We start from the raw sequence: 23279 nt of genomic DNA, 5'->3' as shown, positions 1-23279 counted from the left end.
GGGCGCTCAGGCGCTGATTTCGTTGCGCCGGCGCAAGGCGGCGGCGATCACCATGACCAATACCGACAGGCCGATCAGCAGCGTCGAAGCGACGGCGATCACCGGGGTCAGGTCCTGGCGCAGGGTGGTCCACATTTTCACGGGAAGGGTTTGCAGAGTCGGGCTGGCCATCATCACGCTGAGCACCACTTCGTCCCACGAAACGAGGAAGGCGAAGAGGGCGCCGGCGACCATCCCCGGACGAATCGCCGGGAACGTCACCTTGAACACCGCTTGCAAGCGCGAGGCACCGCAAATCACCGCCGCGTCTTCAATCGACTGATCGAACAGCTTCAGCGAGTTGATGATCGAGATGATGGTGAACGGCAGCGCGACGATCACGTGGCTGACGACGAAAGCGAACATCGTCCCGGTGTAGCCGAGCTTGAGAAACAGCGCGTACACCGCCACGGCGATGATCACCAGCGGCACGATCATCGGCAGGGTGAACAGGCCGTAGAGCATCTCGCGGCCGGGAAAGCGTCCGCGCACCAGCGCAAACGCGGTCGGCAAACCGAGGGCCACGGCGCAGATCGTGGTCAGCACGGCAACCTTGAGGCTGGCGGCAGCGGCGTTCATCCAGTCGGGGTTGGAGAAAAACTGGCCGTACCATTTCAGCGTCCAGCCCGGTGGCGGGAACACCAGCCACTGCGAGGAGCCGAACGACAGCAGCACGATGAACACGATCGGCAACAGCAGGAACAAACCGATCAGCCCAGTCGTGGCGTAGAGGCCGAAACGCATGCGCCGGCTCATGGCATTGGGGGTCAGGAGCATGTCGGCTTACCTCGCGTTACTGGCGCCAACCGGGGATTCCGGTTGAAGCTTCAGGTAGAAGTAGAACAGCACCAGGGTGATTGCGATCAGCAACGCGGCGCCGGCACTGGCCAGGCCCCAGTTGAGGAACGATTGCACCTGCTGAATGATGAACTCCGGCAGCATCATGTTCTGCGCCCCGCCGAGCAGTGCCGGGGTGACGTAATAACCGAGCGACATCACGAACACCATCAAACCGCCGGACGCCAGACCCGGCCGGCACAGCGGCAGGAACACCCGAAAGAAGTTGGTCCACGGACTGGCGCCGCAGATCGAGCCGGCCTGCAGGATCATCGGGTCGATGGCCTGCATGGTTGCCTGCAACGGCAGCACGATGAACGGAATCATGATGTAGCTCATGCCGATCACCACGCCCGTGAGGTTGTGCACCATCTCCAGCGGTTGATCGATGATGCCCAGCGCCATCAGCGCCTTGTTGATCACCCCCGAGGCTTGCAGCAACACCAGCCACGAATAGGTGCGGGCGAGCAGGCTGGTCCACATCGACAGCAGCACGATGTTGAGGATCCAGCGCCCCCAGCCGCGCGGCACCAAAGTGATCGCCCAGGCCAGCGGAAAGCCCAGCAGCAGGCTGAACAGCGTCACCAGCCCGGCCACCGAAAAGGTGTTGAGCAGCACCCGCGCATAGGCCGAGTTGGCGAACAACTGTTCGTAGTTGCCAAGACCGGGCACTGGTTCCAGCACACCGCGCAGCAGCAGGCCAATCAACGGCGCGAGAAAAAACAGGCCGAGGAACAACAGCGCCGGAGCGAGGTTGCCGGCGCCGCGCCAGCGTTGCTTGAAAGCCGAACCGGCAGCGCCGGCGGCGCTCCCGGTGGCAGTGGAAGGACGGGGCGCAGTGGCCGCGATTTTCATTTGACCAGCCATTCGTTCCACCGTGTCGCGATAGCCGGACCGTTCTTGGCCCAGTAAGCGAAATCAAGGGTGATCTGATCCTTGGCGTAAGCCGTCGGCAGGTTGGGGGCCAGCGTCGAATCCAGACGCTCCACACTGTCGAGGTTGACCGGCGCGTAGGCGGTCAGGTTGGAGAAGTCGGCCTGGCCTTTGGCGCTGCTGGCATTGGCGAGGAACTTCATCGCTGCGTCCTTGTTTTTCGAGCCTTTTGGAATGACCAGAATGTCGGCCATGACCAGGTTCTGCTTCCAGCTCACGCCGACCGGTGCGCCGTCTTCCTGCAAGGCGTGCACGCGACCGTTCCAGAACTGGCCCATGCTCGCTTCGCCGGACGCCAGCAGTTGCTGCGACTGCGCGCCGCCGCCCCACCAGACGATGTCTTTCTTGATGGTGTCGAGTTTTTTGAAGGCGCGATCCAGATCCAGCGGGTAGAGCTTGTCAGCCGCAACGCCGTCGGCCAGCAGCGCCAGTTCGAGCACGCCGGGGCTTGGCCATTTGTACAGCGCGCGTTTGCCCGGGTAGGTCTTGGTGTCGAACAGCGCGCTCCAGTCCTGCGGCTTGTTGGCGCCCAGCTTGCCCTCGTTGTAGCCGAGGACGAAGGAGAAGAAGAACGAGCCGACGCCGTGGTCGCTGACGAAGCGCGGGTCGATCCTGTCGCGCTGGATCACTTTGAAGTCGAGGGGTTCGAGCAGGCCTTCGGCAGCGGCGCGCAGGGCGAAATCGGCTTCGACGTCGACCACGTCCCACTGCACGTTGCCACTTTCGACCATGGCCTTGAGTTTGCCGTAGTCGGTGGGACCGTCCTGGACGACGGTGATGCCGCTGGCCTTGCTGAACGGATCGGCCCAGGCCTGTTTCTGCGCATCCTGGGTGCTACCGCCCCAGCTGACAAAATTCACGCTTTCGGCAGCCATTGCAGCCTGGCCGGTAACGCTGAGCAGTCCCGCGAAAAAGATCGCGGTTGCAGCTTTGTTCAACACCATGTTCACGCCCTCATTGTTGTGTTTTTGAGCGGGCCTTGCGTTGTTGCCCGCCTGTCGGGAGCAGTAGCTGGACGGTTTTTCAGGTCGTCCGGACTATGGAATATCATATTATGGTATTCCAAACTTTGTGCAAGCACTTTGCCTTACCGGTTATCTGGCAGGTTGGTTTTTTTGAGCCGTTCGGCCTGAGATATTTTGTGAATGTGAGATCCAGCCCCTCACCCCAGCCCTCTCCCAATGGGAGAGGGGGAAAGGGAGCCGATTTTTGTGCTGTTCAAAATTTGAGTTCGACTCGGTATCTCAGGTCGATGTATAGCGAACGGTCAACGCGGTCGGCTCCCTCTCCCTCTGGGAGAGGGCTGGGGTGAGGGCGGCGTCATTCAGTGAACGGAATGCTCTCAACCACCTCAAGGTCATACCCGGTCAACCCCGCATACTTCAGCGGTGGGCCGAGGTGGCGCAACTTGCCCACCCCAAGGTTCTGCAGAATCTGCGCCCCCGTCCCGACCTCGGAATAAATCCGCGATTGCGAACGGCTGAACTGCCGTGGCGGCTGGGTCAGCTGCGGCACGCGTTCGAGCAACGCCTGCGACGATTCATGATTGGCCAGCACCACCACAACCCCATGACCTTCCGCCGCGACCCGTTGCAGCGCCGCCCACAGAGTCCAGTTCGTTGGCCCGCTGTACTCGGCGCCGACCAGGTCGCGCAGCGGATCGATCACATGCACACGCACCAGCGTCGGCTCTTCACGGCGCAAGTCGCCCATGACCATCGCCATGTGCACGCCGCCTTCGATGCGATCCTCGAAAGTGATCAAACGGAACGTGCCATGCACCGTCGGCAGCTCACGTTCACCGATGCGTTCGATGGTGTGCTCGGTGCTCAGGCGATAGTGGATCAGGTCGGCAATGGTGCCGATCTTGATCCCGTGCTTGTGCGCGAACTGCTCCAGATCCGGGCGGCGCGCCATGGTGCCGTCGTCGTTCATCACTTCGACAATCACCGAGGCCGGGGTGAAACCGGCCAGACGCGCCAGATCGCAACCGGCCTCGGTGTGCCCGGCGCGGGTCAGCACGCCACCTTCCTTGGCGCGCAGCGGGAAGATGTGGCCGGGCTGCACCAGGTCTTCGGCGCGGGCATTCGGCGCGACGGCGGCGGCAACGGTGCAGGCCCGGTCGGCGGCAGAAATGCCGGTAGTCACGCCGACCGCCGCTTCGATCGACACGGTAAATGCAGTGCTGAACACGCTGCCGTTGGTGGGTACCATTTGCTCCAGGCCCAGACGCTGACAATGTTCGTCGGTCAGGGTCAGGCAGATCAGCCCGCGTGCTTCGCGGGCCATGAAGCTGATAGCCTCCGGTGTGCAACGATCAGCGGCCAGCAGCAGGTCGCCTTCGTTCTCGCGGTCCTCGTCATCGACCAGCAGGACCATTTTGCCGAGGCGATAATCTTCGATGATTTCTTCGATGCTGTTGAAGGCCATGCTGGACTCTCAGGGTTCGTTGGAAATATATTGGTATACCATAATACAAAATCAACAAAGAGGTCACTATGAAGGCGTACTGGATTGCACATGTGGATATAGCCGATGCCGAGCACTACAGCCAATACACCCAGCGCACCCCGCAGGCGATTGCCGCATTCGGCGGCAAGTTCCTGGCAAGAGGCGGGCGCAGTGAAGCGCTGGAAGGGCGGCAGACGCCACAGCGCACGGTGATCATCGAGTTTGAAAGCTACGAAACAGCCGTGGCGTGCTACCGCTCGGCGGCGTATCAGGAGGCGAAGAGTTATCGCGAGGAATGGGCCAGGGCGGAGATCATCATCGTCGAAGGCATCGCCCCGAACTGAGCCACACCACCATCCTGTGGGAGCGAGCCTGCTCGCGAATGCGTTCGAACATTCAACATTTGTATTGACTGACACGACGCCTTCGCGAGCAGGCTCGCTCCCACAGGTTTTGTGTTCAGGCAAATGTCAGCGCATGAAATGGATCTTGCCGCTGTCATCATTGCCCATGTAGATCCCGTAAACCCCCGCCTGGCGCTCTTCGATATAGCGCTCGAGAATCTGCCGGATCGCCGGGTAATAAATCTGCTCCCACGGAATCTCTTCCGGGGCGAAGAACTTGTAATCCATGGTCTCCGGCCCGTACTGCCCGGTGATCTCCAGGGCGATGGCGCGGAAGATGATGTACACCTCGCTGATCTTCGGCACGCTGAAGATCGAATACGGCGAGACGATTTCCGCGCGCACGCCGCTTTCTTCCCAGACTTCGCGCAGCGCCGCCTGTTCGGTGGTCTCACCGCTTTCCATGAAACCGGCCGGCAGCGTCCAGGTGCCGGGGCGCGGGGGAATCGCCCGTTGGCACAAGAGGTATTTGCCGTCCTGCTCGATGATGCAGCCGGCGATGATCTTCGGATTGACGTAGTGGATATAGCCGCAGCCGCGGCACATCAGGCGCTCGTGCGTATCGCCCGGCGGCGTCTGCTGACCGAGGTCAGGGCCACCGCATTTCGGGCAAAAGCTCGGGCTGAACATGTCATTGACCTATGCGGGGTTCTTTCAGCGCGATCGGCAGGGTGATCGCCGGGGTACCTTTGACGGCGACGCCTGTCTCTTCCTGCTTGCGCTTGAGGTAATCGAGGGCCACGGCGGCGGCCGCGCGGACGTGATCGACACACGCCTGATGCGCCGCCAGCGGATCGCCGCTCTTGATCGCCTCGACCATTTTTTCCATCTCGTGATTACTCGCGCCGCGTCGGTTTTCCTGGGAGACCGAGGTCGCGCGCAGATAGCTGATGCGTGCCTGCAACTGGCGCAATTGGGTGGCGGCGACATGGTTGCCCGAGCCTTCGAGCAGCACGTCGTAGAAACCCTGCACCGAGTCGATGACCTGTTGCAGCTCGCCGTCCTTCAACGCCTTGCGGTTGTCATCGAGGGCTTTTTCCAGGGCTTTGATGTCCTTGGCTTTGGCGCGCAGGGTGAACAGCTGGACGATCAGGCCTTCGAGCACACAACGCAGTTCGTAGATATCGACGGCGTCGTCGAGGGTGATGATGGCTACGCGCGGGCCTTTGGCGTCGGCGAATTCCACCAGGCCTTCGGATTCGAGGTGACGCAAGGCTTCGCGCACCGAGGTGCGGCTGACGCCGAGGCGATCGCAGAGGTCGCGTTCGACCAGACGATCACCTGGCATGAGCTGGAAATTCATGATCGCGCTACGCAGTTTGTCCAGCACGATTTCGCGCAGGGTAACGGGGTTGCGATTGACCTTGAAGCTGTCGTCGAGTGGCTGGCGTTTCATGGGGTCCGCTCTTGAGCTTGGCTGTCCATGCCAGACGGGCATCAAAACAGCCGAGGGTTAACTGGAGGCCTCGGCGTCGGCTTCGGCAAAGGCTTCACGGGCCAGCCGGAAACTGTCCACGGCCGCCGGAACGCCGCAATAAATGCCGACCTGAAGCAGAATTTCGCGTATTTGCTCACGACTCAGGCCGTTACGCAAGGCGCCACGCACATGCAGCTTGAGTTCATGCGGGCGGTTGAGCGCCGAGATCATCGCCAGGTTGATCATGCTGCGCTCCTTGAGCGACAGACCCTCACGCCCCCAGACATGGCCCCAGCAGTATTCGGTGACCATTTCCTGCAGCGGGCGGGTGAAATCGTCGGCGTTGTCTATCGAACGCTGAACATAGGCTTCGCCGAGTACCTGCGTGCGGATTTGCAGGCCTTTTTCATACTTCTCGTTACTCATAAATCCTCCTGTCACCACAGATCCCTCGTGTAGGAGCTGCCGAAGGCTGCGATCTTTTGATCTTGCTCTTGAAAATCAAAGTCAAAAGATCGCAGCCTTCGGCAGCTCCTACAGGGATTTGTGTGAATTCGTCAGGCCAGAGTCGGCAACGGGCCGAGCTTGCCCTTGTGATAAATCATCGGCGTCACCGGTTGCTCGGGCAGGATCAGGTTCTTCACTGCGCCGACAATGATCGCGTGATCGCCGCCGTCGTATTCACGCCACAATTCGCACTCGATGATCGCCGTGGCCTTGGCCAGGATCGGGTTGCCCAGATCGCTCAGGTGCCACTCGATGCCCTTGGCCTTTTCCTTGCCCTTGCCGGCGAACGCGTAGGCTTCGGCGGTCTGCTCGGCGGAGAGCAAATGGATGGCGAATTTCTTGCTGTCGCGCAGCACCGGGTAGGTGTCGGACGCATAGTTGGGGCAGAACAGCACCAGCGCCGGGTCGATCGACAGCGCGCTGAACGCGCTGGCGGTGATGCCGACAATGCCGCCTTCCGGGTCGAGGGTGGTGACCACCGTGACGCCGGACGGAAACGAGCTCATGACGTCTTTGTAAATGCCGGGTTCGATCATTTCGCAGGACTCCTAGCGCATCACAAACGGATCAGGCATTGGCGCCTGGGAGAGGTTGATCCACACCGTTTTCAGTTCGGTGTAGGCCAGCACCGAATCGATGCCGCTTTCGCGTCCATAGCCACTGTTCTTGAAGCCGCCGATCGGCGCCATCGCCGAGACTGCGCGGTAAGTGTTGACCCAGATAATCCCTGAGCGCACATCGCGGGCCAGACGATGGGCGCGACCGAGGTCGCGGGTCCAGATGCCGGCGGCGAGGCCGAACTGTGAGTCGTTGGCGATCGCCAGTGCTTCGGCTTCGTCTTTGAAGCGAATCACCGAAGCCACCGGGCCGAAGACTTCTTCCTGCATGATCTTCATCGAATTGCGGTCGCACTCGAACAGCGTCGGCTCGTAGAACCAGCCTTCACCGAGATCCGCCGGACGCTTGCCACCGGTGCGCAAACGCGCGCCTTCGGCGATCGCATCGGCGACCAGACCTTCGACCACCGCCAGTTGCTGCGCGGTGGCCATCGGACCCATTTCACTGTTGTCTTCCTGTGGGTTGCCGATGCGGATGCGCTGGGCGCGCTCGACCAGACGGTTGACGAATTCGTCGTAGATTTCGTCCTGCACCAGCAAGCGCGAACCAGACACGCAGCTCTGCCCGGACGCCGCGTAGATCCCGGCAATCGCGCCGTTGATCGCGCTGTCGAGGTCGGCGTCGGCGAAGATGATATTCGGCGACTTGCCGCCCAGTTCCAGCGACAGCTTGGCGAAATTCTCGGCGCTGCTGCGCACTACATGCCGCGCCGTGGCCGCGCCGCCGGTGAAGGCGATCTTGCGGATCAGCGGATGGCGGGTGAGGGCGGCGCCGGTGCTCGGGCCGTAACCGGTGACGACGTTGACCACGCCCGGCGGAATCCCGGCTTCGAGGGCCAGGCGTGCGAGCTCGAGAATGGTCGCCGAGGCGTGCTCGGACGGCTTGATCACAATCGTGTTGCCGGCGGCGAGGGCCGGGGCCAGTTTGATTGCGGTCAGGTACAGCGGGCTGTTCCACGGAATGATCGCGGCGACCACACCCATGGCTTCGTGCACGGTGTAGGCAAACAGGTCAGGCTTGTCCAGCGGCAGGGTGCCGCCTTCCAGTTTGTCAGCGAGGCCTGCGGTGTAGTGGAAGAACTCCGGCAGATAGCTGACCTGGCCACGGGTTTCGCGGATCAGCTTGCCGTTGTCGCGGCTTTCCAGCTGCGCCAGGTGTTCCTTGTTTTCTGCGATCAGATCACCGAGGCGGCGCAGCAGTTTGCCTCGCGCGGTGGCGGTCAGGCCGCGCCACGCCGGGCTGTCAAAAGCAGTTTGCGCTGCTTGCACGGCGCGTTCGACGTCCGCTTCATCGGCGTCGGGCAGTTCCGCCCAGGCCTGCGCGGAGGCCGGGTTGAGGCTTTCGAAGGTCTTGCCGGAGAGGGCGTCAACCCAGTCTCCGCCGATGCACATCTGGAAGCGTGCGAGTGTCATGCAACGATCCCCTTTATATGGTTTTGTCGGGAGTGTGCGAATTCGAGAAATTGCAGCAGCATCTGGTTGACCAGACGCGGCGACTCTACCGGCATCATATGCCGTTGCTCGGGCAGCACGGCAACCTTCGCGCCGGGGATGTGTCGGGCCAGTTGCTCGGCCATTTCCGGGGTCGAACCGGGGTCGAGTTCGCCGGTGGCGATCAGCGTCGGTGCCTGAATGCTGCTCAGGTCGTCGGCGCGGTACATGTCCTGGGTGGCGAACAATTCGTAGGTGGTCAGGTAGCCCTGCGGATCGTTGTTGGCCAAGGTCTGGCGCAACGCGGCGATCTGCGCCGGATTGGCCGCCTGATATTCACGGCTGAACCAGCGTGACAGGGCGGCTTCGGCATTGGCGTCCGGGCCGTGTTCGGCAGCCTGCGCAGTGCGCGCAATCACGCCGGCACGCTGTTCTTCGCTGCGGTTGAACACACTGTTCAACACCACCAGACTTTGCAGGCGCTCCGGGTAATGCAGGGCGAAGGCCCGCGCGACCAGTCCGCCCATGGAGAAACCGATCACCGCTGCCTGCGGCACGTTCAAATGATCGAGCAGCTCGAGCAACTGATCGGCGTAACCGAGCAGGTCGGTGCCGCTGGCCGGGCGCGGGCTGGCGCCGTGGCCGAGCATGTCGTAGGCGATCACCTGGTATTGGCTGGCGAGGCCGACAATCTGCCCGCCCCACATTTCTTTGTTCAGGCCCACGCCGTGGATCAAGACCACGGGCTGGCCTTGGCCGGTCGCCAGGTAACTGGTGCCAGCCGGGGTGAGTTCAGCGGTGAGCCGAATCATGGAGCGCTCCTGCAATGCCTTTTTATTGTGATTACTGGGCTTTTTCGGCAGCCAGTTCTTCCAGATCGATGTAGCGGTTGCCGATGCGCGGATGCAGGCGGCCACCGTCGGCGCAACCCAGCACGACGACGATTTCGTCGGCACGCGGCGCGTCTTCGATCTGCATTTCCAGGGTGATGTAGTGCGAACGCAGGCCTTCGTCGTCCTTGTGCATCATCGGGATCTGAATTGAAGTGCCCGGGCCGCCGCGCTTGTTGGTAAAGCTCAGATAGCTCTTGGCTTTTACCGCTTCGCGATAGTGGTTACCGAAGCGCAGGGTGTGGATCACCGCCGACGCGTGCTCGATCTCGCCATCAGCGCCGACGACGGCCGCTTTGCCGTAGGCCTCGATTTTCTCGGCACCGCCGATGATTCCGACCAGGCGTTCGACCATCATTGCGCCGAGGTCGGAGCAGTTGGCGCGGATCTGCGGCTTGAGGTCTTCGACAAAACCGTTGCCCACCCACGGGTTCTTCATCACCACGGCGAGGCCGACCATGGTCACCGGCTTGTCAGTAGCCTTGCCGCCTTCAATGAAGGTTTCTTCGACATAGCTGACGATCTTGCGAATTTCGAAACTCATGAGCTGCTCCGTTGGGGGATTGAGAGTGTCTGTGCGTCTGATGGTATACCATAATACCGATCCTGCAAGTCCCCTTCGCAAGATTTGCCGTATCCATCCGGCGAATGGCCCTGCATTCACTGACAACTACAAATACCAAGACCACCCCTAACCCCTGTGGGAGCGAGCCTGCTCGCGAAAGCGGTGGGTCAGCCAATAAACAGGGTGACTGGTACATCGCATTCGCGAGCAGGCTCGCTCCCACAGGGGAATTCCTTGGTTACAGAGGGCCGCTTTCGGTTAACAAAAGATAACGTGGCGCCGATTGTCAGACATTTGCAAAGCCCGATAGGATGAGCCAGCTTCCGAAGGGGCTCTGGATTGCGGGTTTCAGGATGATGCTTCTGATCTGCCACTAGCCGAGCACCCTTGCGGCGCCCTTGAAGGCCCGATGGCCCAACAATAATAAATAGGGGAAGGTCTATGAGTCGTTGCCGCCCGCCGGCGTTACGCAACACCGCGTTGCTGGCCACAGCACTCTCACTGCTGGGCTTTGCCACGTTATCGGCACCTGTGATTGCCGCCGAGGCCCCGGCTGACGTGGTCTATGCCACCGAATCGGCCAAGGCCGCAAAAAGCCTGATTCTTGATGTCGTCCACGCTGGCGCGCGTCTGGTCGCGGTCGGCGATCGCGGGCACATCGTCTATTCCGATGACCAGGGCAAAACCTGGACCCAGGCCAAGGTGCCAACCCGGCAACTGCTCACCGCCGTGTATTTCGTCGACGACAAAAACGGTTGGGCCGTGGGCCACGACGCACAGATTCTCGCCAGCGCAGACGGCGGTCTGACCTGGACCAAACAATTCGAAGACCTCGCACGCGAATCGCCGCTGCTCGACGTCTGGTTCAAGGACGCCAGCAGCGGCTTTGCCGTGGGCGCCTACGGCACGCTGCTGGAAACCACCGACGGCGGCAAGAACTGGGAAGACGTCAGCGATCGCCTCGACAACGAAGACCAGTTCCACCTCAACGCCATCGCCGCCGTGAAAGACGCCGGGCTGTTCATCGTCGGCGAGTCCGGCAGCATGTTCCGCTCTGCCGATGACGGCCAGACCTGGGAAAAGCTCGAAGGCCCGTACGAAGGTTCGCTGTTCGGCGTGATCGGCACGGCGCAGCCGCAGACCTTGCTGGCGTACGGCTTGCGCGGCAATCTTTATCGCTCCACTGATTTCGGCAGCAACTGGGAGCAGGTCGAACTCAAAGCCGCACGCGGTGCGCTGGAGTTCGGCCTGTCCGGCGGCACGCTGCTGGAAGACGGCTCGATCGTCATCGTCGGCAACGGCGGCTCGGTGATCAGCAGCAGCGACAACGGCGAAACCTTCAGCGTGTTCAACCGCCCGGATCGCATTTCGCTGTCGTCGGTCACCGCCGCCGGCAACGGCAACCTGATTCTGACCGGGCAGGGTGGCTTGCACATCACCCAGCCAAACGGTGCCGAGACCAATAACAAGAAGGCGGGGCTATGACTTCCTTGATCACTCCTCAGCAGGAAAAGGCGACGGTTCTCGAGCGCCTGATCTTCAACAACCGCCCGGCCGTGATCCTGATCTGCCTGGTGGTGAGCATTTTCCTGTTCTGGCAGGCCACGCTGATTCGGCCGTCGACCAGTTTTGAAAAAATGATCCCGCTGCAGCATCCCTTCATCGAAAAGATGATGGAGCACCGCAACGATCTGGCGAACCTGGGCAACACCGTGCGTATTTCGGTGGAAGCCACCGACGGCGACATTTTCTCCAAGGAGTACATGGAGACCCTGCGCCAGATCAACGACGAAGTGTTCTACATTTCCGGCGTCGATCGTTCCGGCCTCAAATCGCTGTGGAGCCCGAGCGTACGCTGGACCGAAGTGACCGAAGAGGGTTTCGCCGGCGGTGAAGTGATTCCGCAGAGCTACAACGGCTCCCAGGACAGCCTCGATCTGCTGCGCAACAACGTGCTCAAGTCCGGCCAGGTCGGGCGTCTGGTGGCCAACGATTTCAAGTCGAGCATCGTCGACATCCCGCTGCTCGAGGCCTATCCGGACCCGCAGGATCAGGGCAAGTTGCTGGCGCTGGACTATCGCCAGTTCTCCCATGAACTCGAAGACAAGATCCGCAACAAGTTCGAAGCGCAGAACCCCAACATCAAGATCCACATCGTCGGTTTCGCCAAGAAAGTCGGTGACCTGATCGACGGTCTGGTGATGGTGGTGCTGTTCTTCGGTGTCGCCTTTGTCATCACCCTGATCCTGCTGCTGTGGTTCACCAACTGCCTGCGCAGCACCATCGCGGTGTTGAGCACGACGCTGGTGGCGGTGGTCTGGCAACTCGGGTTGATGCACTTCTTCGGCTTCGGGCTCGACCCGTATTCGATGCTGGTGCCGTTCCTGATTTTCGCCATTGGCATCTCCCACGGCGTGCAGAAGATCAACGGTATCGCCCTGCAATCCAGCGAGGCCGATAACGCGCTGACCGCTGCACGGCGCACCTTCCGCCAGTTGTTCCTGCCGGGGATGATCGCGATTCTGGCCGATGCGGTGGGCTTCATCACTCTGCTGATCATCGATATCGGGGTGATCCGTGAACTGGCCATCGGCGCGTCCATCGGCGTTGCGGTGATCGTGTTCACCAACCTGATCCTGCTGCCGGTGGCGATTTCCTATGTCGGCATCAGCAAGCGCGCGATTGCCAAGAGCAAGAAGGACGCCAACCGCGAGCACCCGTTCTGGCGCCTGCTGTCGAACTTCGCCAGCCCGAAAGTCGCACCGATTTCGGTAGCCTTGGCTCTGATCGCCTTCGGTGGCGGCCTCTGGTACAGCCAGAACCTGAAGATCGGCGACCTCGACCAGGGCGCGCCGGAACTGCGTCCGGACTCGCGTTACAACAAGGACAACAACTTCATCATCAGCAACTACTCGACCAGTTCCGACGTGCTGGTGGTGATGGTCAAGACCAAGGCCGAAGGCTGCTCGCGCTACGAAGCCATGGCGCCGATCGATCAGCTGATGTGGAAGATGCAGAACACCGAAGGCGTACAGTCGGCGATCTCGCTGGTGACCGTGTCCAAGCAGATGATCAAGGGCATGAACGAGGGCAACCTGAAATGGGAAACCCTGTCGCGCAACCCGGACGTACTGAATAACTCGATCGCCCGCGCCGATGGTCTGTACAACAACAGCTGCTCGCTGGCGCCAGTGCTGGTGTTCCTCAACGACCACAAGGCCGAAACCCTCGATCGTGCGGTCAACGCGGTGCAGGAGTTTGCCAAGGAAAACAACAAGGATGGCCTGGAATTCATCCTCGCTGCCGGTAACGCCGGGATCGAAGCGGCCACCAACGAAGTCATCAAACAGGCTGAGCTGACCATCCTGATCCTGGTGTACATCTGCGTGGCGGTGATGTGCATGATCACCTTCCGCTCGTGGGCCGCGACCTTGTGTATTGTCCTGCCGCTGGTGCTGACCTCGGTACTCGGCAACGCACTGATGGCGTTCATGGGTATCGGTGTGAAAGTCGCGACGCTGCCGGTGGTGGCGCTGGGCGTGGGGATTGGTGTGGACTACGGCATCTACATCTACAGCCGCCTGGAAAGTTTCCTGCGTGCCGGGCTCCCTTTGCAGGAAGCCTATTACCAGACGCTCAAATCCACCGGTAAAGCGGTGCTGTTCACCGGCCTGTGCCTGGCGATCGGCGTGTGCACCTGGATCTTCTCGGCGATCAAGTTCCAGGCCGACATGGGCCTGATGCTGACCTTCATGCTGCTGTGGAACATGTTCGGCGCGCTGTGGCTGCTGCCAGCGCTGGCGAAGTTCCTGATCAAGCCTGAGAAGCTGGCGGGGCAGAAGGGCAATTCGCTGTTTGCCCACTGATCTGACAGGCTGAAACGACAAAGCCGCAACCTTGAGGGGTTGCGGCTTTTTTTGTGGTTCAAGATCAAGAGCCCCTCACCCTAGCCCTCTCCCGGAGGGAGAGGGGACTGACCGCGGTGTCTTTCGCCATACACCGACCTGAAAGACCGGGTCGATTATGGATCCAAAGCAAAGCGTTCGCCCCGAGATGCCAGTCGATTATGGACACAGCAAATCGTTCGACTGGAGATGTCGAGTCGGTTATGGATTCAAAGCAAATCGTTCAAGTCGGCGTAGATCACGAATATCCCCCAATCGGTCCCCTCTACCTCTGGGAGAGGGCTAGGGTGAGGGCAAGCAGTCTCAAGCATTAAGTGAGTTCAGCTCCAAGCACCACACTCAACGCACTACGCGCATCATCCAACTGCACCAGCGTCGCATGCCGGGCACCCAGGGCATCGCGGTTCTCGATGGCGGTCAGAATCGCCTTGTGCCTGGGCAGCGCCAATTCATGCAGATTCGGCCGTTGATTGGAATGCTTCAACGCCTCGGCAATCGCTACCGCCAACATGTTGCACAGGTTCGCCAGCAGGTCGTTGTGCGTCGCATCGGCGATGCGGCTGTGGAAGTCCAGGTCCGGCTGCAACAGCGCTTCCGGGGTCGGCGCGGCTTCCATGCGTTGGTAGGCTTCGTTGATCGCGGCGATGTCGGCATCAGTCGCATGCTGAGCGGCGAGGGCGGCCGCTGCCGGTTCGATGATGCTGCGCACGCTGGTCAGCACGTTGAAGAATTCATTCTGTGGGCTGCTCTGCATCAGCCAGTGCAGCACGTCCGGGTCGAGCATGTGCCATTCGCGCCGGGCCTTGACCACGGTGCCGACGCGCGGTTTGGAATACACCAGCCCCTTGGCCACCAGCACTCGAGTCGCTTCGCGCAACACCGGCCGACTGACCGCGTACTCCTCGCACAGCAGGGCTTCGGCGGGCAGTTTGTCGTCGGGCAAAAAGCGTCCGGAGACGATCTGCATGCCCAGTTCCTGGACGATGCGCGAATGCATGCTTTTACGGTCGGAAGGTTTGCGGTAATCCATGGGGAGTGGCGCGATCCTGAGCGATGGAGATGCCGCGCATCATAGCAGGCACGGCACAGATTTGAGGCGATACGCAAAAGCAACTGTGGGAGCGAGCCTGCTCGCGAAGGCGGCATATCAGTCAAATAGATGTCGACTGACACTCCCTCTTCGCGAGCAGGCTCGCTCCCACAGGGGAATTGCGCTGTTAGTGAGAGTGACGCGGAACCTCAGCGCCTCGGCAACCGACGAGGAAGTCAAAGTCGCAACCCTGATCCGCCTGCAGCACGTGGTCGATGTACAGCTGACGATAACCGCCCACCAACAACTGCTGCGGCGCTTGCAGATCAGCCATACGCGCGGCCAGTTCAGCATCCGGAATGTCCAGATGCAAACGGCCGCTGGCGCAATCGAGCTCGATCCAGTCGCCTTCCTTTACCGCCGCCAAAGGCCCGCCCGCTGCGGCTTCCGGGGCAACGTGCAGAACCACCGTGCCGTACGCGGTGCCGCTCATTCGTGCATCGGAAATACGCACCATGTCGGTCACGCCTTCTGCCAGCAGCTTGGCCGGCAGGCCCATGTTGCCGACTTCGGCCATGCCCGGATAACCCTTCGGCCCGCAGTTCTTCATGACCAGAATCGAATCTTTATCGACGTCCAGCTCCGGATCGTTGATCCGCGCCTTGTACATGTCGAAATTCTCGAACACCACCGCACGACCGCGATGCTGCATCAGTTCAGCGCTAGCGGCGGACGGCTTGAGCACCGCGCCCAACGGCGCCAGATTGCCGCGCAACACGCAGATGCCACCGTCAGCGCGGATCGGATTGTCGAGGGTGCGGATCACTTGGTCTTCGCCATAGATCGGCGCGTCCTTGGTGTTCTCGCCGATGGACTTGCCGTTGACGGTCAGTGCGTTCGGGTTGGGAATCAGATTGGCTTCACCCAGGCGGCGCAGCACCGCTGGCAAGCCACCGGCGTAGTAGAACTCTTCCATCAGGAAGCGCCCGGACGGTTGCAGGTCGACGATGGTCGGCATGCCGCGACCTATGCGGGTCCAGTCGTCCAGATCGAGCTCGACGCCGATGCGCCCGGCGATGGCTTTCAAGTGGATCACGGCGTTGGTCGAACCGCCGATGGCAGCGTTGACCCGAATAGCGTTTTCAAAGGCTTCCTTGGTGAGGATTTTCGACAGCTTCAGGTCTTCACGCACCATCTCCACCGCACGCATGCCGGACATGTGCGCCAGCACATAACGCCGCGCATCTACGGCCGGAATCGCCGCGTTGTGCGGCAGCGAAGTGCCCAGCGCTTCAGCCATGCACGCCATGGTCGACGCGGTGCCCATGGTGTTGCAGGTGCCCGCCGAACGCGACATGCCGCCCTCGGCTGCGAGGAAGTCATCGATGGTGATGGTGCCGGCCTTGACCTGTTCGCTGAGCTGCCAGACCACGGTGCCGGAACCGATGTCCTTGCCTTTGTGCTTGCCGTTGAGCATCGGCCCGCCGGTGACGACGATGGCCGGCACGTCGCAACTGGCCGCGCCCATCAATAGTGCTGGAGTGGTTTTGTCGCAACCGGTGAGCAGCACGACGCCGTCGATCGGGTTGCCGCGAATCGCTTCCTCAACGTCCATGCTCGCCAGGTTGCGGGTGAGCATGGCGGTCGGGCGCAGGTTCGATTCGCCATTGGAGAACACCGGGAATTCCACCGGAAAACCACCGGCCTCGATCACCCCGCGTTTGACGTGCTCCGCGATCTGGCGGAAGTGCGCGTTGCACGGGGTCAGTTCCGACCAGGTATTGCAGATGCCGATGATCGGCTTGCCGTGGAACTGATGGTCGGCGATGCCCTGATTCTTCATCCAGCTGCGGTACATGAAGCCGTTCTTGTCGGCCGTGCCAAACCATTGGGCGGAGCGCAGGGTGGGTTTCTTATCAGACATGATCGATTCTCTTATTGTAAGACTATTGTTTGCGAGCTGACGCTTAATCTAAGCTCAAAATCCGCGCTTTGGAAGTGTTGTTGGGTAATTAGTATTACTATATAGTCGTTTTCGACGGAGGGATGGCCCTGGCTGTTTTGGCGAGAGGCGTCCCCCGAGGTTCTATAAAAACAACAATCGGAGACCGATCTCATGAGCCAGGAATTGCGGCTTGTCCGGCGCATCACACTGAAACTGATTCCCTTCCTGATCCTGCTGTACCTGATCGCCTATGTGGATCGCTCCGCCGTCGGCTTTGCCAAGCTGCACATGGGCGCCGACATCGGCATCGGCGACGCCGCCTATGGCCTCGGTGCCGGGCTGTTTTTCATCGGCTACTTTCTTCTAGAGATTCCCAGCAACCTGATGCTCGAACGCTTCGGCGCGCGGCGCTGGTTCGCACGAATCATGATCACCTGGGGCGCGATCACCATCGGCATGGCCTTCGTGCAAGGGCCGCACAGCTTCTATGTGATGCGCTTTCTGCTCGGCGCGGCCGAGGCGGGCTTCTTCCCTGGCGTGCTGTACTACATCACCCAATGGTTCCCGGTGCGCCATCGCGGCAAGATCCTCGGCCTGTTCATCCTTTCGCAACCGATTGCAATGATGATCACTGGTCCCGTGTCCGGTGGCTTGCTGGGCATGGACGGCATCCTTGGTCTGCACGGCTGGCAGTGGCTGTTCATCGTCATCGGCACCCCGGCAATCCTGCTGACCTGGCCGGTGCTGCGCTGGCTGCCGGACGGCCCGCAGCAAGTGAAGTGGATGGATCAGGCGGAAAAAGACTGGCTGACCGGCGAACTGAAAAAGGACTTGCAGGAGTACGGCCAGACCCGTCACGGCAATCCGCTGCATGCGCTGAAAGACAAACGCGTGTTGCTGCTGGCGCTGTTCTATCTGCCGGTGACCCTGAGCATTTATGGCCTCGGCCTGTGGCTGCCGACCTTGATCAAACAGTTCGGCGGCAGCGATCTGGTCACCGGGTTCGTCTCTTCGGTGCCATACATTTTCGGGATCATCGGCCTGCTGATCATTCCGCGCAGCTCCGACCGCTTGAATGATCGCTACGGCCACTTGGCGGTGCTCTATGTGCTCGGTGCGCTGGGCCTGTTCCTCAGTGCCTGGCTGTCGCTGCCGGTAGCGCAACTGGCGGCGCTGTGTCTGGTGGCGTTTGCGTTGTTCTCGTGCACCGCGGTGTTCTGGACCTTGCCGGGGCGCTTCTTTGCTGGCGCGAGTGCCGCGGCGGGGATTGCCTTGATCAACTCGGTGGGCAATTTGGGCGGGTATATCGGGCCGTTCGTGATCGGCGCGTTGAAGGAATACACCGGCAATCTGGCGTCCGGACTGTACTTCCTCTCGGGCGTGATGGTGTTCGGACTGATTCTGACCGGCATCGTCTACCGCGTGCTGGAACGCAAGCACGTGCTGCCCGTCGACCAGTTCGCCGCCAGCGCCCGTGGCGCGACCCGAACCTGACGGATCGACGCCGGCCCCTGTGGGAGCGAGCTTGCTCGCGAAGAGGTCGGCACATTCAACATTTGAGGTGACTGATACACCGCTTTCGCGAGCAAGCTCGCTCCCACAGGGGATGGCGGCGTTTTTGATGGAACAGGAGAAAATCATGCATCTGGTTCAATTCGAATTACCCAACGGCGAGCGCCGTGTCGGCGTGGTCGACAACGGTCAGGTCCGCGAAGTCGAGGACGCCCGCAGTGTCCGTGATCTGGCCCTGGCCGCGATCGAAGCCGGCAGCTCCCTTGAGCAGCAAGTGCAAAGCCTCGGCCTCGGTGCCAGCCACGACTACGCGCAGTTGCTCAAAGACCTGCGCATCCTGCCGCCACTCGATCACCCGGACCCGGCACACATGCTGGTCAGCGGTACTGGTCTGACCCATCTGGGCAGTGCTTCGGCGCGGGACAAGATGCACCAGCAGGCCGGCGATGAAGCGGCGATGACCGACACCATGCGCATTTTCAAATGGGGCGTGGAGGGCGGCAAACCGGCGGCGGGGCAGGCCGGCGTGCAACCGGAATGGTTCTACAAGGGCGACGGCAGCATTGTCGTGCGTCCGGGGCAGCCGTTCCCGCTGCCGCCGTTCGCCGAAGACGCCGGCGAAGAGCCGGAGATGGCCGGCCTGTATGTCATCGGCAACGATGGCAAGCCGTATCGCCTCGGTTTCGCCGTCGGTAACGAGTTCTCCGACCACGTCATGGAGCGCAAGAATTACCTGTACCTCGCACACTCGAAATTGCGCAGTTGCAGTTATGGCCCGGAACTTCGTACCGGTGAATTGCCTCAACACCTTGCCGGCACCAGCCGAATCCTGCGTGACGGCGAAGTGCTCTGGCAGAACGAGTTCCTCAGCGGCGAGGCCAACATGTGCCACAGCCTGGCGAACCTCGAGTACCACCACTTCAAATACAGTCAGTTCCTGCGTCCGGGCGACGTGCACATTCACTTTTTCGGCACCGCGACCCTGTCGTTTGCCGACGGCATCCGCACCCAGCCGGGCGACACGTTCGAGATCAGCCAGGCCGACTTCGGCGCACCGCTGGTCAACGGTATCGCACCGGTTCAGGCGGCTTTTGAACCGGACAGCATCGGCACCCTTTAAGGAGATCCCATGACTCAGATTCTCGGTCACAACTACATCGGCGGTCAGCGCAGCGCCGCCGGCAGCGTCAAACTGCACTCGGTCGACGCCAGCACTGGCGAAGCCCTGCCGCACGATTTCATTCAGGCCACGGCCGAAGAAGTCGACGCCGCCGCGAAGGCCGCCGCTGCGGCTTACCCGACCTATCGCAGCCTCAGCGCCGAACGTCGCGCGCAGTTCCTTGACGCGGTCGCCGATGAACTGGATGCGCTTGGCGATGATTTCGTTGCTGTGGTCTGCCGCGAAACCGCGCTGCCGGCCGGACGCATTCAGGGCGAGCGCGGTCGCACCAGCGGGCAGATGCGTCTGTTCGCCAAAGTCCTGCGTCGCGGTGATTTCTACGGCGCGCGGATCGATCAGGCATTGCCGGATCGTCAGCCGCTGCCACGTCCGGATCTGCGTCAGTACCGCATCGGCCTCGGCCCGGTCGCCGTGTTTGGTGCCAGCAACTTCCCGCTGGCGTTCTCCACTGCCGGTGGCGATACCGCAGCAGCACTGGCCGCCGGTTGCCCGGTAGTGTTCAAGGCCCACAGCGGCCACATGGCCACCGCTGAACTGGTCGCCGACGCGATCATTCGTGCCGCAGAAAAAACCGGTATGCCCGCTGGCGTGTTCAACATGATCTACGGTGGCGGCGTCGGCGAATGGCTGGTCAAGCATCCGGCGATTCAGGCCGTTGGTTTCACCGGTTCGCTGAAGGGCGGTCGCGCCTTGTGCGACATGGCTGCCGCACGTCCGCAACCGATCCCGGTGTTCGCCGAGATGTCGAGCATCAACCCGGTCATCGTGCTGCCGGAGGCACTGGCCACGCGCTCGGAAACCGTCGCCCGCGATCTGACCGCTTCGGTGGTTCAGGGTTGCGGTCAGTTCTGCACCAACCCGGGTCTGGTCATCGGTATTCGCTCGCCGCAGTTCAGCGCGTTTGTCCAACAAGTCGCCGCTGCAATCGGTGATCAACCGGCGCAAACCATGCTCAACGCCGGCACCCTCGGCAGCTATGGCAAAGGCCTGGAAAAACTCCTCGCGCACAGCGGCATCGAGCATCTGGCCGGTAATCCGCAGCAGGGCAATCAGGCGCAGCCGCAGTTGTTCAAGGCTGATGTCAGCCTGTTGATCAACGGTGACGAAGTGCTGCAGGAAGAAGTGTTCGGCCCGACCACGGTGATCGTCGAAGTGGCCGATCAGGCACAACTGAGCGCGGCGCTGCACGGCCTGCACGGTCAATTGACCGCGACGATCATCGGTGAGCCGTCTGATTTCGAGCAATTCGCCGAGCTGACGCCGCTGCTGGAACAGAAAGTCGGGCGCATCCTGCTCAACGGTTATCCGACCGGTGTCGAAGTGTGCGATTCGATGGTGCACGGCGGGCCGTACCCGGCGACGTCCGATGCGCGCGGCACGTCAGTGGGCACGCTGGCGATCGACCGCTTCCTGCGCCCGGTGTGCTTCCAGAACTACCCGGACAGCTTGCTGCCCGAACCACTGAAAAACGCCAACCCGCTGCGGATTCAGCGTCTGGTGGATGGCAAGCCATCGCGTGAGGCGATCTAAAGCCAAGCCGATGTCCCCTGTGGGAGCGAGCCTGCTCGCGAACGCGGAATATCAGCCAGTTATTTGTTAGCTGGCACACCGTCTTCGCGAGCAGGCTCGCTCCCACAGAGGTTCCAGCAGGGGCCTCTGGATCACATTGGGCTATCATTGGCCCTTTCCCCCCTAGAAAGACTGTTTGCCATGACTGCCCAAACCCTTCTCAACGCCCTCGAACACTGCGGTATGGTCGAAATCGATGGCCTGCACGCCTTCGAATTCGCCCTCGACGAGGTCGATAACCTGCACATCGAATGCATCGATGGCCGTGAAGCCAAGCACTGGAAATTCACCCCGGCGCAGGTCGCGGCGGCGACGTTCGATGAGACGCTGCAGAGCTGGCTGATCATCGGTTACGCCAGCGACACCAAGACCACGGGCGAGCATCGTCTGGTGTGCCTCGGCGACGTAGTCAGCAGCAGCGACGATGAGGATGACAATAATGAAAATGCGTAACTTCTGGCCTTTGCTGATGGCTGGCAGCGTCGGCGCGATGGGCCTTTCCAGCGCCAGCGCCGAGACCTTCCAGTTGCTGGTCGGCTCATACACCGCCGGTTCCAGCCAGGGCATCTACCGCATGCAGTTCGACAGCGCCACCGGCCAGATCGGCGCCAAGCCGCTGCAAGTGGTCAAGACCGAAAACCCTTCGTGGCTGACCCTCTCGAAAGACCAGAAGCGTTTGTTCGTGGTCAATGAAAACGGCCCGGGCCAGACTGACCCGGTCGGCCGCGTCAGCAGCTTCGCCATCGACCCGAAGACCCATGCGCTGAGCCTGATCAACCAAGTGCAGAGCCTCGGTAACGAGCCGACCCATTCCAGCCTCAGCGCTGATGCCAAACACCTGTTCGTCAGCAACTACTCGGTGATGGAAGATCCGGGCGGCACCCTGGCGGTATTGCCGGTCGATGCCGACGGCCAGCTGAAACCGGTGGTGCAGATGAGCGGCCACCCGGCCAGTCGGGTCAACCCTGAGCGTCAGGCCTCCAATCATGTGCACTCGACGGTGTCTTCGCCGGACGGGCGCTATGTGTTCTCCAATGATTTGGGCGCGGACAAGGTTTTCATCTATCAGTACGACCCGAAGGCCAACCCGCACTTGCCGCTAACCCCGGCGAAAACTGCCTCGGTAGCCTTGCCGGCCGGTAGTGGCCCGCGTCATCTGCTGTTCAGCGCCGACGGCAAACACGCCTGGCTGACCATGGAGATGAGCGCGCAGGTTGCGGTGTTCGACTACAAGGACGGCGTGCTGACCCAGACGCAACTGGTCGATCTGGCAGCGGGCCAGCCAACCTCGGACAAGGCCGGCGCGGCGCTGCATGCCTCGGCTGATGGCAAGTTTCTCTACGTGAGCAATCGCGGCACGGCCAATCAGCTCGTAGTGTTCGGCATTGATCCGGCGACCGGTCAGCTCAAAGAGCTGCAAAAGCGCTCGGTCGAAGGTGATCACCCGCGCGAGTTTGCCCTCGATCCGAGCGGTAAATTCGTCTTGATTGCCAACCAGAAGAGCAACCAGATTGTCGTCGTCGAGCGCGATGCCAACACCGGTCTGCTGGGCAAAACCGTGCAAAAACTGCCGATGGACGCGCCAAGCGATCTGAAATTCCTGGTGCGACAATAAGCCACAGGCCCCGGTCTACGGGGCCTGCATCGTTGTATTAATTGCACTGATAACGGCTAATGCTACAAAAGATTTCAAGCGAGCAACCCTCGAGCGTTACGTTTGCTTCACAGCCCGACCGGGCAAACCAAGCAAACGAACACGAGGGTTACCGCCATGAACTTCAATCTCTTCTCCGTCATCGCCGCTTCCGCCATTTCTGCCACCGTGGTATTGCCAGCCGGTGCCAACGTCGAAATCGCCAGCAAAAAATCCCACACCCAGAGCTACACCCAGAAATACCTGCAACAAAGCGCCAACTTCTACGCTGCGCTGGATCACAAAACCCAAGCCTGAGCGCACCGTTCTCCTGTAGGAGCTGCCGAAGGCTGCGATCTTTTGATCTTGTTTTTCATAAGCAAAATCAAAAGATCGCAGCCTTCGGCAGCTCCT

22 protein-coding genes are annotated in these 23279 nt (G+C 61.2%); 9 read left to right on the top strand and 13 right to left on the bottom strand.

Annotated features, from left to right (window positions below):
- Positions 1–6: 6 nt before the first annotated feature.
- The 4 genes from ND528_RS09335 to ribBA form a co-directional block, all read right to left on the bottom strand.
- The gene (locus ND528_RS09335) at positions 7–816 is read right to left on the bottom strand and encodes an ABC transporter permease (RefSeq protein WP_007918021.1); all 810 of its coding nucleotides are present in this window, start codon (positions 814–816) and stop codon (positions 7–9) included.
- Between the two features lie 6 nt (positions 817–822).
- The gene (locus ND528_RS09330; protein WP_263470409.1) at positions 823–1731 is read right to left on the bottom strand and encodes an ABC transporter permease; all 909 of its coding nucleotides are present in this window, start codon (positions 1729–1731) and stop codon (positions 823–825) included.
- Positions 1728–2753, bottom strand: coding sequence for an ABC transporter substrate-binding protein (locus tag ND528_RS09325; protein ID WP_016775018.1), 1026 nt, complete (start codon positions 2751–2753; stop codon positions 1728–1730). The genes ND528_RS09330 and ND528_RS09325 overlap by 4 nt, the downstream gene beginning before the upstream one ends.
- 376 nt (positions 2754–3129) lie before the next feature.
- On the bottom strand, positions 3130–4239 hold the full coding sequence (ribBA, locus tag ND528_RS09320) for a bifunctional 3,4-dihydroxy-2-butanone-4-phosphate synthase/GTP cyclohydrolase II (RefSeq protein WP_263470174.1): 1110 nt from the start codon (positions 4237–4239) through the stop codon (positions 3130–3132).
- A gap of 68 nt (positions 4240–4307) precedes the next feature.
- Between ribBA and ND528_RS09315 the strand changes: the two genes are divergently transcribed.
- A complete protein-coding gene (locus ND528_RS09315) occupies positions 4308–4604 on the top strand; it encodes a DUF1330 domain-containing protein (RefSeq protein ID WP_041480062.1) in 297 nt (98 codons plus the stop codon).
- A gap of 126 nt (positions 4605–4730) precedes the next feature.
- Here the strand turns inward: ND528_RS09315 and ND528_RS09310 are convergent, their stop codons facing one another.
- From ND528_RS09310 to ND528_RS09280, 7 genes are all read right to left on the bottom strand, one after another.
- Complete coding sequence (locus ND528_RS09310; RefSeq protein WP_024013191.1) at positions 4731–5294, bottom strand: NUDIX hydrolase; 564 nt, start codon at positions 5292–5294, stop codon at positions 4731–4733.
- 1 nt (position 5295) lies between these two features.
- Positions 5296–6060 (bottom strand): GntR family transcriptional regulator, encoded by a 765-nt coding sequence (locus ND528_RS09305; protein WP_016775014.1) that lies wholly within the window; start codon positions 6058–6060, stop codon positions 5296–5298.
- Between the two features lie 57 nt (positions 6061–6117).
- Positions 6118–6507: a carboxymuconolactone decarboxylase family protein gene (locus ND528_RS09300; RefSeq protein WP_039763896.1), complete on the bottom strand. Its 390-nt coding sequence runs from the start codon at positions 6505–6507 to the stop codon at positions 6118–6120.
- A gap of 131 nt (positions 6508–6638) precedes the next feature.
- Complete coding sequence (locus ND528_RS09295) at positions 6639–7124, bottom strand: flavin reductase family protein (protein ID WP_137214973.1); 486 nt, start codon at positions 7122–7124, stop codon at positions 6639–6641.
- Between the two features lie 12 nt (positions 7125–7136).
- Positions 7137–8618, bottom strand: a complete 1482-nt coding sequence (locus tag ND528_RS09290; RefSeq protein ID WP_125927343.1) for an aldehyde dehydrogenase — start codon at positions 8616–8618, stop codon at positions 7137–7139.
- On the bottom strand, positions 8615–9448 hold the full coding sequence (locus tag ND528_RS09285; RefSeq protein ID WP_263470173.1) for an alpha/beta fold hydrolase: 834 nt from the start codon (positions 9446–9448) through the stop codon (positions 8615–8617). The genes ND528_RS09290 and ND528_RS09285 overlap by 4 nt, the downstream gene beginning before the upstream one ends.
- 31 nt (positions 9449–9479) lie before the next feature.
- Complete coding sequence (locus tag ND528_RS09280) at positions 9480–10070, bottom strand: amino acid synthesis family protein (RefSeq protein ID WP_007968626.1); 591 nt, start codon at positions 10068–10070, stop codon at positions 9480–9482.
- Positions 10071–10532: 462 nt separating this feature from the next.
- Here ND528_RS09280 and ND528_RS09275 point away from each other — a divergent pair, with 462 nt between their 5' ends.
- A complete protein-coding gene (locus ND528_RS09275) occupies positions 10533–11576 on the top strand; it encodes a WD40/YVTN/BNR-like repeat-containing protein (protein ID WP_110603691.1) in 1044 nt (347 codons plus the stop codon).
- Positions 11573–13957: an efflux RND transporter permease subunit gene (locus ND528_RS09270; RefSeq protein ID WP_024013186.1), complete on the top strand. Its 2385-nt coding sequence runs from the start codon at positions 11573–11575 to the stop codon at positions 13955–13957. Before ND528_RS09275 ends, ND528_RS09270 begins: the two co-directional genes overlap by 4 nt.
- 349 nt (positions 13958–14306) lie before the next feature.
- Here the strand turns inward: ND528_RS09270 and ND528_RS09265 are convergent, their stop codons facing one another.
- Together ND528_RS09265 and ND528_RS09260 are read right to left on the bottom strand one after the other, a co-directional pair.
- A complete protein-coding gene (locus ND528_RS09265; RefSeq protein ID WP_016775009.1) occupies positions 14307–15026 on the bottom strand; it encodes a FadR/GntR family transcriptional regulator in 720 nt (239 codons plus the stop codon).
- 187 nt (positions 15027–15213) lie between these two features.
- Positions 15214–16950, bottom strand: a complete 1737-nt coding sequence (locus tag ND528_RS09260) for an IlvD/Edd family dehydratase (RefSeq protein ID WP_071172698.1) — start codon at positions 16948–16950, stop codon at positions 15214–15216.
- 192 nt (positions 16951–17142) lie between these two features.
- Between ND528_RS09260 and ND528_RS09255 the strand changes: the two genes are divergently transcribed.
- The 6 genes from ND528_RS09255 (at position 17143) to ND528_RS09230 (ending at position 23183) form a co-directional block, all read left to right on the top strand.
- Positions 17143–18465, top strand: a complete 1323-nt coding sequence (locus tag ND528_RS09255; protein WP_024013183.1) for an MFS transporter — start codon at positions 17143–17145, stop codon at positions 18463–18465.
- Positions 18466–18610: 145 nt separating this feature from the next.
- Complete coding sequence (gene araD1, locus ND528_RS09250) at positions 18611–19603, top strand: AraD1 family protein (RefSeq protein WP_122507911.1); 993 nt, start codon at positions 18611–18613, stop codon at positions 19601–19603.
- A 9-nt stretch (positions 19604–19612) separates the two neighbouring features.
- Positions 19613–21193, top strand: a complete 1581-nt coding sequence (locus ND528_RS09245; RefSeq protein WP_263470172.1) for an aldehyde dehydrogenase (NADP(+)) — start codon at positions 19613–19615, stop codon at positions 21191–21193.
- A gap of 180 nt (positions 21194–21373) precedes the next feature.
- Positions 21374–21685 (top strand): DUF5629 family protein, encoded by a 312-nt coding sequence (locus tag ND528_RS09240; protein WP_263470171.1) that lies wholly within the window; start codon positions 21374–21376, stop codon positions 21683–21685.
- Positions 21672–22847 carry a lactonase family protein gene (locus tag ND528_RS09235; protein WP_263470170.1) on the top strand — a complete coding sequence of 392 codons (1176 nt, stop codon included), beginning with the start codon at positions 21672–21674 and terminating at the stop codon, positions 22845–22847. The genes ND528_RS09240 and ND528_RS09235 overlap by 14 nt, the downstream gene beginning before the upstream one ends.
- Before the next feature lie 156 nt (positions 22848–23003).
- The gene (locus ND528_RS09230) at positions 23004–23183 is read left to right on the top strand and encodes a hypothetical protein (RefSeq protein ID WP_016775003.1); all 180 of its coding nucleotides are present in this window, start codon (positions 23004–23006) and stop codon (positions 23181–23183) included.
- The last annotated feature ends 96 nt before the right edge of the window (positions 23184–23279 follow it).

The organism is Pseudomonas mercuritolerans, from assembly GCF_025706525.1.
Classification (GTDB): Bacteria; Pseudomonadota; Gammaproteobacteria; order Pseudomonadales; family Pseudomonadaceae; genus Aquipseudomonas; species Aquipseudomonas mercuritolerans.
This window is presented reverse-complemented; position numbering and strand designations above follow the sequence as displayed.